The organism is Microbacterium sp. NPDC076911 (assembly GCF_040687125.1).
In the GTDB taxonomy this organism is placed as follows: domain Bacteria; phylum Actinomycetota; class Actinomycetes; order Actinomycetales; family Microbacteriaceae; genus Microbacterium.
The window spans coordinates 296,478-307,709 of the sequence record NZ_JBFBMP010000006.1; the positions used below are offsets into that span (position 1 = coordinate 296,478).

9 protein-coding genes are annotated in these 11,232 nt (G+C 61.2%); 6 read left to right on the plus strand and 3 right to left on the minus strand.

Translation table 11 applies throughout. The annotated features are described in order from the left end of the window. Positions 1-23 precede the first annotated feature (23 nt). The 3 genes from AB0O81_RS11850 (at position 24) to sucB (ending at position 4,640) form a co-directional block, all read left to right on the plus strand. Positions 24-1,499 carry a leucyl aminopeptidase gene (locus tag AB0O81_RS11850; RefSeq protein WP_363584482.1) on the plus strand — a complete coding sequence of 492 codons (1,476 nt, stop codon included), beginning with the start codon at positions 24-26 and terminating at the stop codon, positions 1,497-1,499. After that, on the plus strand, positions 1,499-2,872 hold the full coding sequence (gene lpdA / locus AB0O81_RS11855; protein ID WP_363584484.1) for a dihydrolipoyl dehydrogenase: 1,374 nt from the start codon (positions 1,499-1,501) through the stop codon (positions 2,870-2,872). Before AB0O81_RS11850 ends, lpdA begins: the two co-directional genes overlap by 1 nt. A 61-nt stretch (positions 2,873-2,933) precedes the next feature. Then, positions 2,934-4,640, plus strand: coding sequence for a 2-oxoglutarate dehydrogenase, E2 component, dihydrolipoamide succinyltransferase (sucB, locus tag AB0O81_RS11860; RefSeq protein ID WP_363584486.1), 1,707 nt, complete (start codon positions 2,934-2,936; stop codon positions 4,638-4,640). A gap of 15 nt (positions 4,641-4,655) precedes the next feature. On the opposite strand, the gene AB0O81_RS11865 is transcribed toward sucB, so the two are convergent. Then, positions 4,656-5,993, minus strand: a complete 1,338-nt coding sequence (locus AB0O81_RS11865; RefSeq protein WP_363584488.1) for a hypothetical protein — start codon at positions 5,991-5,993, stop codon at positions 4,656-4,658. A gap of 121 nt (positions 5,994-6,114) precedes the next feature. Between AB0O81_RS11865 and AB0O81_RS11870 the strand changes: the two genes are divergently transcribed. Continuing rightward, positions 6,115-6,825, plus strand: coding sequence for a DUF4191 family protein (locus AB0O81_RS11870; RefSeq protein ID WP_363584490.1), 711 nt, complete (start codon positions 6,115-6,117; stop codon positions 6,823-6,825). Positions 6,826-6,828: 3 nt separating this feature from the next. Here AB0O81_RS11870 and AB0O81_RS11875 read toward each other — a convergent pair whose 3' ends face one another. Then, a complete protein-coding gene (locus AB0O81_RS11875) occupies positions 6,829-7,284 on the minus strand; it encodes a GNAT family N-acetyltransferase (protein WP_363584492.1) in 456 nt (151 codons plus the stop codon). Positions 7,285-7,429: 145 nt separating this feature from the next. Between AB0O81_RS11875 and AB0O81_RS11880 the strand changes: the two genes are divergently transcribed. Continuing rightward, positions 7,430-9,232 carry a threonine/serine exporter family protein gene (locus AB0O81_RS11880; RefSeq protein WP_363584494.1) on the plus strand — a complete coding sequence of 601 codons (1,803 nt, stop codon included), beginning with the start codon at positions 7,430-7,432 and terminating at the stop codon, positions 9,230-9,232. Positions 9,233-9,249: 17 nt separating this feature from the next. Here the strand turns inward: AB0O81_RS11880 and AB0O81_RS11885 are convergent, their stop codons facing one another. Next, positions 9,250-9,675 (minus strand): RDD family protein, encoded by a 426-nt coding sequence (locus tag AB0O81_RS11885; protein ID WP_363584496.1) that lies wholly within the window; start codon positions 9,673-9,675, stop codon positions 9,250-9,252. 132 nt (positions 9,676-9,807) lie between these two features. Between AB0O81_RS11885 and glnA the strand changes: the two genes are divergently transcribed. Then, a complete protein-coding gene (glnA, locus tag AB0O81_RS11890) occupies positions 9,808-11,232 on the plus strand; it encodes a type I glutamate--ammonia ligase (protein WP_363584498.1) in 1,425 nt (474 codons plus the stop codon).

The following is an 11,232-nucleotide window of genomic DNA, read 5'->3' on the forward strand; positions in this document are numbered from 1 at the left end:
ACATCGTCTCTAGGATGGAGTTCATGTCGTACCCCGACCTTGAATATTCGACCGAGTCCATACGAGACACTGATGCCGATGCGATCGTGCTCGCACTTCCGCCGCTCGACACCGATCCGGCTCCTGACCTGAGCGATTGGCCAGGGCTTGTCCAGGCACTGAAAGCCATCGGTTTCACCGGTGCGCCAGGCGTGATGGTGCGTGCGTACGCGCCTGACGTCACCACATTGCCTCTTGCTGTTGTTGGTACGGGATCAGATCCGGATGCGGATAAGATCCGCGACAGCGTGGGCGCGGCGCTTCGCGCACTTGTCGGTTTCGACAAAGTTGCGCTCGCTTTTCCCCTCGCCGACGACGCGCTCTGGCCCGCCGCAGCAGAAGGCGCAGCACTGGGCGGATACCGCTTCGACGGCTACAAGAAGACTGTCAAGAAGTCACGCGCATCTCACGTCACCTTGCACCTGTTGAGTGTTCCCGAGGACGCCGATAGGGGCCGCGTGCTCGCGACTGCTGACGCCGTCGCGCTCGTTAAAGATCTCGTCGCGACGCCTGCCGAATGGCTCGGCCCTGCCGATTTCGCCGAGCGTGCGGCGCAGAGCGTTGCAGACCTGGATGTTTCTGTACAGGTATTTGATGAGGCGGCCCTTGAGGAGGGCGGTTTCGGCGGGATTCTCGGTGTCGGGCAAGGTTCCGACCGCCCGCCGCGGCTGGTGCGATTGGAGTACGCGCCAGCAGCCGCCGACCGCCATGTCTCGCTCGTTGGCAAGGGCATCACCTTCGACACCGGTGGACTTTCTCTCAAGCCTGCGTCGGGCATGGTCGGGATGAAATATGACATGTGCGGCGCTGCGACGGTGCTCGCGGTGTTGCGTGCCGTGGCCACAGTCCAGGCACCGGTCAAAGTCACCGCATGGCTATGCATCGCCGACAACATGCCGTCGGGCCGTGCTACTCGCCCGGGTGACGTGCTGCGCATCGCAGATGGCACCACTGTTGAGGTGCTCAATACTGATGCCGAAGGACGACTGGTACTGGCTGATGGCCTTGTTGCAGCGAGCCGCGAGCAGCCCGACCTGATCGTTGATGTCGCCACCTTGACCGGTGCGGTGACCGTTGCGCTCGGCACGAGGCACGCGGGCGTCATGGGCGACGACGCTGCGGTCGCCAACTATTTGAAAGCCGCAGCCGACGTGAATGAATTGGCGTGGCAGTTGCCGCTTCCCGATCACATGGTTGACGAACTCGACTCACCGATTGCAGATATGCAGAACGCGAAGATCGGCGATCCTGCTGGCGGAACGATGTTCGCGGGATTGTTTCTGCGCCACTTTGTCGGACGAGTGGGCGGTCAAGACGACGCACCGCGTATCCCCTGGGTGCACGTTGACATCGCCGGTGTCGGCATGAATAAGGGTGCAGGCTTCGGGTTTACCGACAAAGGTGCCACTGGAGCATCGGTGCGAACCCTCATTCAGTTCGTCACCGGAGCAGCGAGCTGATGGCAGAGCACATCTTCGACGTCGTGATTCTGGGCGGCGGAAGCGGTGGCTATGCGGCCGCGATTCGCTCAGTGGAGCTTGGCAAATCCGTCGCCTTGATCGAGAAGGACAAATTGGGTGGAACGTGCCTGCATCGCGGTTGCATCCCCACAAAAGCACTTCTTCACTCCGCTGAGGTTGCTGACTCGGCTCGTTCCGCGGCAGACGTAGGGGTGCGAGCCACATTCGATGGAATCGACCCGCAAGCAGTGCGCGCGTATCGCGAAGGAATTGTTGCGAAGAAGTTCTTCGGGCTGGAAAACCTCATCAAAGCTCGGGGCATCACTGTGATCGCCGGCGAAGGGCGCCTCGTTTCTGCGACGTCCGTAGGCGTCGGTGAAGACGTCTATCACGGCACCGACGTCGTTCTGGCTACCGGATCACAGAGCCGATCGCTGCCAGGGATTGATATCGACGGGCGCATTCTCACCAGCGAACAGGCGTTGGCGTTAGACGAGATTCCGCAGTCTGTCGTCATCCTTGGCGGCGGTGTTATCGGCGTGGAATTTGCCAGTGTGTGGCGGTCATTCGGTGTCGATGTGACCATCATCGAGGCGTTAGATCATCTCGTTCCGAACGAAGACCTCGCATCGAGCAAGGCACTCGAACGAGCGTTCCGCCGTCGCGGTATCAAATCCTCTCTCGGGGTGCGTTTTGCATCATGCACCCAGACCGCCGACGCGGTTTCGGTGACGCTCGAAAACGGCCAAGAATTTGCGGCAGACTACCTTTTGGTGGCAGTCGGTCGAGGCCCGGTCACTGCCGGTCTTGGCTTTGAAGAAGTCGGTGTCACGCTGGATCGCGGGTTCGTCGTCACAGATGAGCGCCTGCGCACGGGCATCGACCACCTTTGGGCGGTGGGCGACATCGTTCCCGGCTTGCAGCTCGCTCATCGCGGGTTCCAGCAGGGCATACTCGTTGCCGAACAGATTGCCGGTCTCACTCCCCCACTGGTCGCGGACGTGAACATCCCGAAAGTCACATACTCGCATCCCGAGGTCGCTTCGGTGGGCTTTACCGAGGCTCAAGCTATTGCAGATCACGGCTCAGACCAGGTTGCGTCTTTCGAGTACAACCTGGCAGGCAACGGCAAGAGTCATATTCTCGGCACCGCCGGGATAGTCAAGGTCGTTCGAATCAAGGATGGACCCGTGCTCGGTGTGCATATGGTTGGCGATCGCGTTGGCGAACTCATTTCTGAGGCGCAGCTCGTGGTTGGTTGGGAAGCTCATCCTGAAGACATCGCACCGTTTATCCACGCGCATCCGACCCAAAACGAGGCACTAGGAGAGGCATTCTTGGCTCTCTCAGGCAAACCGCTTCACGCGATCTGACGTTCATGGTCGCAGTCGTCACTAAGCTAGAAAAGAATTCCATCTTGAAGGAGACATCGTCATGAGCACTTCCGTGGTCCTCCCCGCTCTCGGAGAGAGCGTTACTGAGGGAACGGTCACCCGCTGGCTCAAGCAGGTCGGCGACACGATCGAGGTGGACGAGGGACTCCTCGAGATCTCCACTGACAAGGTCGACACCGAAATCCCGTCACCTGTCAGCGGCGTAATCGAAGAAATCCTCGTCCAAGAGGATGAGACCGTCGAGGTCGGTGCCGTCCTCGCGAAGATCGGAGACGGCTCGGGAGCTTCCGAAGCGCCCGCTGAGTCGGCACCCGCTGAGTCGGCACCCGCTGAGTCGGCACCCGCTGAAGAAGCGCCCGCAGAGGCCGCGTCCGCTCAAGCGGCGCCTGCTGAACCTGCGCCTGCGCAGGCAGCTCCGGCCGCGTCTGGTGGCAAGGACGTGGTGTTGCCCGAGCTCGGCGAGAGCGTCACTGAGGGCACTGTAACCCGTTGGCTTAAGCAGGTCGGCGACGACGTCGCTGTCGATGAGCCATTGCTTGAGATTTCTACCGACAAGGTTGATACCGAGATCCCCTCACCGATCGCAGGGGTGCTTCAAGAAATCGCTGTCGGCGAAGACGAGACCGTTGAGGTCGGTGCTGTTCTCGCGCGCATTGGTGATTCGGCGCCCGTAGCGCAGTCCGAACCCGAGGCCGCGCCGGAACCTGAACCGAAGCCCGAGCCGGCGCCTGAGCCCGCTGCGAAGCCCGAGCCCGCTGCGAAGCCCGAGCCAAAGCCTGAGCCCGCTGCCCCAAGTGCTGCTCCTGCCGCGGCTGCGCTTACCGACGACTCAGAAACCGTCGCGTATGTGACGCCGCTGGTGCGTCGACTGGCGCAACAGCAGAATGTCGATCTTGCTTCCGTCACCGGAACCGGCGTGGGGGGGCGTATTCGTAAGGAAGACGTTCTCAAGGCTGCGGAAGCAGCGTCTGCGCCCGCCGCGGCTGCTGCCGCGCCGAGTGCTCCCGAACCGGCACCGCTTGAGGTCTCACCGTTGCGTGGCACCACACAGCCCATGTCGAGATTGCGCAAGGTTCTTGCCGAGCGCGCTGTGGCTTCGATGCAGTCGACGGCGCAGCTGACCACGGTTGTTGAAGTTGACGTCACAAAGTTGGCCAACTTCCGCGACGAGGTAAAGGGCGACTTCCTCTCAAAGACAGGCGACAAGCTGTCGTTCCTCCCCTTCTTCGCGCTGGCTGCCGCTGAAGCACTTCAGGCGTTCCCGATCGTCAACTCCACCGTTGACGGAGATAAGATCGTTTACCCTGCGAGCGAGAACCTCTCGATCGCGGTCGACACCGAGCGCGGCCTGCTCACGCCCGTTTTGCGCGATGCAGCTACGAAGAACCTCGCCGAGATCGCTCACGAGATTGCTGATCTCGCGGCCCGCACGCGTGACAACAAGTTGAAGCCCGACGAACTTGGTGGCGGTACGTTCACACTCACCAACACCGGTTCGCGTGGCGCGCTGTTCGATACCCCCGTGGTGTTCTTGCCGCAGACAGCAATCCTCGGCACAGGAATTGTCGTGAAGCGTCCCGGCGTGGTGTCGGTCGATGGAAAGGACGCTATCTCGGTGCGTTCCTACGTCTATCTGGCGCTCTCGTACGACCACCGTGTCATCGATGGTTCGGATGCAGCGCGTTTCCTCGGCGCTGTGAAGGCACGCCTTGAGGCAGCTTCATTCCGGGGTTCTCTCGGAATCTAGTCACCGTATGAATGGCTACTGCTCGGCGTCGTACACGTCGCGCAGTAGCCATTCATCGTTTCTTAGCTCGACAACAACGATTTGCGGTTCGCCGTCAGCGCGTGGTGCTACCCGAACGACGGCGACTCCCCCATACTCATCGATGAGCGTTTGAGTGCGTTGGTCGGAAGTTTGATCGATCACGCCGGCTGGCTGCAATAGTCCACTATTGACTGCAAAGGCGCTTTCGCAGGCTTCGTCCCCCTCGCAGCTGGCTCGTCGAGTGAGCAGCGTGTCGACGGCCATGGTGATGTCGGCATCGGAGCGTGCGTCAGTAGTCTCTGCCGTTTCGGCCCCAGCGCTGTCGAGCGCCGGGATGTCGCTCGGCGAATCGTTCGGATCCGAACCGTTCGATGTCGTCGTAGCAGTGCTCTCTGATGGCAGCTCAGCTGTCGCTGGATCTCCATCTTCCGAGGGCCACAAGAGCCCCCCAGCGAGCACCACTGTGGTGACCGCTGCCGCGACCAGCCAGGGTGCGCGTTTGCTGCTCATCTGGCGAGACCGCGTGAGCCAGCGCCAGACCGCGGTGGTTGCGCGCGAGAATGTGTCGGCGAGGTCTGCGTCGACATGGCGCGCGAGGCGATCAGTGAGTCCGCGTGAGCGCGGCATCAAAATCTCATCGAAGGTATTGGCTGTGTGGCTAGCCAGATCTCTCGCTGTGCGCGTGCTCCTGAGTGCAGAGGTCGCAAGTGGGCTTGGCTCGGCAATCGTGAAGAACAGCTCTTCGGCGCGTTCGTATTCACGCACATTGTCGACTGCGCCGCTGAGCGCGGCAAGTGCCTCCGTCCACACCGGGCCCGACGCATCGTCTTCTGTGATGTCGTGAATGAGCGAGAGCGACTTCGCTCTTGCTTCATCCGTGGATGAGCCGGTGGCCAGCACCGGTCGACCAGATGGCGTGAGCCACCACTGACCGAAGACAGCGCCGCTGCCCGTCACCTCGCTCAGTCCGCGTGTGACACTGACGGCGAGAGTCACCCGTTCCCCCTTCGACAGCCCCGCGCCGATGTTCCGGCGGCGTGCAACGAAGTCCTCGACACGCTCGGTGAGTGCAGGCAGTGCCACGTCGTGACCGTCGCTGCGCCTCACGATCGCAAGCGGTGCGACAAGGTGGCCACCGGGATCAGCAGACCACCCGTCCCATCGCGCAGGTAAAGACTGAGCGTCGACAAGCACGCACGTGTCCCCTGACGCCACGGTGGTGAGCATTCCTTCGAACGGAGCGTCATCGGCCGCTCGCACGGGTCTGATGCTGCGATATGGCACGCTCAACGCGGTGCGAGGCGTCGATGAGCTGGTAGGCATATCGGTCATCACCCCACACTCGCTACTGCCCAATGTGATCCGGTCGCAATGAGACGAGCTGTGCGCAATCCGCGAACGCGGAGTATCGGGGAGGAGTGGAACGGCGCGGCGACAAAGTAGGCTGTAGTTCATGTCCAGCCGCAGTTCAGTTCCCGAGAAGCGTCCCGGTTTCTTCTCTCAGCTTCGTACGCTCTACTCGTTCACTCAGAAGTCATTCCGGTGGCTCCCCTTCTTGCTGATCGCGATCATCCTGATTGGCATCGCTGCCGGCGTCGGGGTCGGCTTTTTGATTCCGCCTGTCGCCGTGTGGAGCCTGATCTTGTGGGGTGTCACCGGTCTCATGCTCGGAATTCTTGGCGCGCTCACGACGATGACGCGACTGTCCACACACGCGATGTACCGAAAGATCGACGGTATGCCCGGGGCAACTGGACATGTGCTCTCCACGTCTCTGGGTCGCAAATGGCAGGCCAGCGAGGCTCCTGTCGGGGTCAACCCCAAGACGCAGGAGGCGGTATATCGCACAGTCGGCCGCGGTGGCGTAGTGATCGTCGGTGAAGGAAATCGAAGCCGACTCACGAGGCTTATCGGAGACGAGCGCTCGAAGGTGAAGCGCGTCGCATCGGGTGTTCCGGTCACTGTGTTCTATGTCGGACACGGGGAAGACGAGGTGACGATCGCAAAGCTTGCATCCGCCATCAAATCTCTTCCCAAGGCAATCGATCGAACCACCATGGCCGCGGTGATCAAGCGTATAGATTCGGTGTCTCAATCGAAGTCTTCGTTGCCGATCCCCAAGGGCATCGACCCGACGAAGGCTCGTGCCCCGCGACCTCGTTGAGCGCTAGTCGCTGATCTCAGCGAGACGCATGGGTATATGCGGAATATCGTCTTCGATGAACGACTCCCCCGCTTGCGTGAATCCAAAGCGGCCATACCACTCGCCCAGATGCGTTTGTGCGTCGAGCACTATGGGCGCACCGGGACGAAGTTCGGCACATCGTCCAATCGCAAGGCGCATCAGGCGCGCCGAGTGCCCGCGTCCGCGTGCCGCTGGTGATGTTGCAACACGTCCGATGCGCATCTCTGTTGGTTCGGGCAGGATGCGGAGTGTCGATACCACCTGGCCGGAGTCCTCGATCCAGGCAAGTTCTGCGCCCGCCTCGATGTCTCGTCCGTCCAGCTCCGCGTAGGCCGCCTGTTGTTCGACAACAAAGGTGCTCACGCGAAGCCACAGAATGCGATAGAGAATCTGTGGGTCGATGTCAGCAACCGGGGCGCAATGAATAGCGATGGGCACCCCTCGACGGTACGGCATCGCGCGACAGGGCTCAGCGCGCCTGGTAGATCGACCCGGCACACTCACCTCGCACAACTCACGCAGGCTTCGCATGACACCCTGGGATGGGAAACAACCCGAGTATGAACAACGATGGAGGTGGGCCGTGAGAGCACCTTTGGCCTTGCTCCATGTTGCCATGGTGGTATCTCTCGCGCTGACGTCGGGCACCGCGGCGATGGCGCAGGTCTCCGATGACGCAGAAACAGTCACACCGACGCCAGGTATCGCTGCGACGGCGACACCTGTGCCAGAAATTGCCGAAACCGCTGAGCCCGACCCGACGCCGACGGTGCTGGAGACCCCCACGCCCGTAGTCACACCGACACCCACCGCGACGGCCGAGCCGACGCCGACCGCGACGGCGACAGCCGAGCCGACGCCCACCGCGACGCCTACGGCGAGCCCGACGCCCACCGCGACACCCGCCCCCGCGGTTGTGCCTGCGGTTCCACCTTCAGTGGCTACCTCGACCACATCGTGGCTCACGGTGCTTATCGCAGTGGGGGTGCTCGCCGCAGCGCTGATCATCTTCATCGTTCTCGTACGCCGTACGCCGCGGCTGGCACCGACAGCGTTCGTTGCCATGGACTCAGAGACCAAGGACGAGTCGGCAACAGTGGTCGTTGACGCCATGGCAGCAATGGGACAGGCCATGGTCGATAGTGGCTACTCAGTAGGAATGGTTCGCACCGCGATCGTGGAGATCGCCGCGGTGAACGGACACCCCGAAGCGGAGGTGATTGTTCTGCCGACCGCGTTGATGCTCACGCTCGATGACGACGGTCGCGCCATCACGAGGGTCGTCAGCGCAGGAGACTCGACCTTTCTGCTGCATCAGGTCGCGGCGGTAGATGCGCTCGTGCAGCGTGCACGTGTGCAGCAAGGCGCCGCGTCACAGCTGGCTGACGATGTGGCGAGAATCCGTCTCATGTCGCCGCCGTTCACTCATCTTCAGCGCGTGGTTGCTTACTCGGCGTTATCAGCGGGAATCTCTGTCTTATTGGGCGCATCATGGCTGGGCGTGCTTCTCGCAGTACTTCTCGGCGTCGCCGTCGGACTGCTGCTGCTATTTGCTGAGCAAGTGCCGAATAGCTATCGCGTGCTTGTCAACGTTGCTGCCGCATTTGCAGTCGGTGTCGTGGTGCTTCTGGTTGCGCGAACCTCGGCAGACATAGGCGTGGTGGCGACGGCGATCGCTCCCCTGGTCATTCTGCTGCCGGGAGGCCTACTCACCACGGCGGTTATCGAACTCGCGACAGGCCACATTATGTCGGGCGCTGCCAGAGCAGCGGCCGGAGCGATGCGCTTGCTGCTCTTAGCGGTCGGCATGGTCGCGGCTGCTGCGCTGATCGGAGTGCCCTCTTTCACGCTCGACGGCGACGCTTCCGGCATGAACTCGCTCGCGCCATGGATCGCAGTTGCGGTGTTCGGCATCGGGATATCTGTGTATCAATGTGCAGACCGATCCTCAATTCTTTGGATACTGCTGGTGTTGTATGTCGCCTACGGTGCTCAGGTTCTCGGCGACATCTTCTTCGGCGGTGTGCTGTCTGCGCTCATCGGCGCAGTCGCGATGGTGCCTGTCGCCGTCGCCGTCGCGCGACAGCGCACCGGTCCACCCGCCATCGTGAGCTTCTTGCCGGCTTTCTGGCTACTCGTGCCCGGGGCGCTCGGGCTGGCAGGGGTGGCGGCGGTGCTGGGCGGCGACTCGAGCGGTGTCGACACGATCGTCACTACGGTCGCCACGATGATCTCGATCGCCTTGGGTGTGCTGATCGGCTTGGCGCTTACGAACATTCCGCGCCACATGCGCAGTGACCGCGAAGGCCATGAACTCACTGATTCACGCGCACCAAATGATGTCATCGCCCCGGCGGGCGAGCGTCACGCGACGGATGAACTCTAACTAGCGCCGATTCGCATTCAGCGCCGTACGAGAACAGTGCCTGCGAGCTTGTCGTGGAAGCCTCTGTGATCGGCATCCCACACAACGGCCGGAATGACAACAATGAGCAGCAACGTGCGCACGATAGGCCGCCAGAGTCCGACCCATGCGCCATCAACCCGTCTGAGCGTGAGTCCAAACAGACGGTGACCAGGACTCGACTGCATCGTCGGTAGAAAGAGCACCTGAAGTACGGCAAACACAATCAACGGATAGAACAGGGTTATCCCCGCGTCGGTCGGCAGGGCGAACTGGTCGTACCCGAAGAATGTGGCGATGATCGTCGCCGCAATATAGTCGACAAACAGAGCACCTACGCGGCGTCCAAGCTTTCCGATCGAACCGCGTCCGTCCTTTGGTAGTCCCAGACGTTCGCCGGGAAATGTCTCAGGACTCGCGCTCATGCGACAAGAGTACCCAGGCCCCTGTAACATGCACGAAACAATGTGGTCACTGGTGGGCAACGCCTTACCGGTACCTTTCACGAAGGTCCGCGTTTAGCGCGGAGATCCCGAAGCCCTACCTCTGGAGCGTTAATGTTCAAAGATTCATCCGAGGTCCTGAAGTACATCAAGGACGAGGACGTCAAATTCCTCGACATCCGTTTTACGGATCTTCCTGGTGTGCAGCAGCACTTCAACATTCCCGCATCGTCTGTCGATGAAGAGTTCTTCACGGTCGGTCAGCTGTTCGATGGGTCGTCGATCCGCGGCTTCGCCAACATCCACGAGTCGGACATGCAGCTCATCCCTGATGTCACGACGGCGTACCTTGACCAGTTCCGCGACGCGAAGACGCTCGTTATGATCTTCGACATCTACAACCCGCGCAACGGAGAGATCTACCACAAGGACCCGCGCCAGGTTGCCAAGAAGGCCGAGAAGTACCTCGAGTCGACGGGTATCGCAGACACTGCGTTCTTCGCGCCCGAGGCCGAGTTCTACATCTTCGATGACGTGCGCTTCGAGGTCAAGCAGAACTCCAGCTTCTACTCGGTTGACTCCGAAGAAGGTGCGTGGAACTCAGGCCGCGCAGAAGAAGGCGGAAACCTCGGAAACAAGACCCCCTACAAGGGCGGCTACTTCCCGGTCAGCCCCGTCGACAAGACTGCAGACCTCCGCGACGACATCACGCTCAAGCTGATTGAAGCTGGTTTCATTCTCGAGCGTTCGCACCACGAAGTCGGTACCGGCGGTCAGCAGGAGATCAACTACCGTTTCGACACCATGGTGCACTCGGCCGATGACATCCTGAAGTTCAAGTACATCGTCAAGAACACCGCCGAGCTGTGGGGCAAGTCCGCGACCTTCATGCCTAAGCCGCTGTTCGGCGACAACGGTTCTGGTATGCACGTGCACCAGTCGCTCTGGCTTGACGGAAAGCCGCTCTTCTACGACGAGCAGGGCTATGGCGGTCTCTCCGATACCGCGCGTTGGTACATCGGCGGCCTGCTGAAGCACGCTGCGTCGGTGCTCGCGTTCACGAACCCGACGATCAACTCCTACAAGCGTCTGGTCAAGGGCTACGAGGCCCCGGTCAACCTGGTCTACTCGGCTGGTAACCGTTCGGCGGCAATTCGCATCCCGATCACGGGTAGCAACCCCAAGGCGAAGCGCATTGAGTTCCGCGCGCCGGATGCTTCGGGTAACCCGTACTTGGCCTTCGCCGCCCAGCTGATGGCTGGTCTCGACGGAATCAAGAACCGCATCGAGCCGCACGAGCCTGTTGACAAGGACCTCTACGAGTTGCCTCCGGAGGAAGCCAAGAACATTCCTCAGGTTCCCAACTCGTTGCTCGATTCGCTTGAGGCGCTTCGTGAAGACCACGAGTTCCTGCTCGCTGGAAACGTCTTCACACCTGAACTCATCGAGACGTGGATCGAGTACAAGATCGAGAACGAAATCAAGCCGATCGCAGCTCGTCCCCACCCGTTCGAGTTTGAACTGTATTACGGCGTCTGA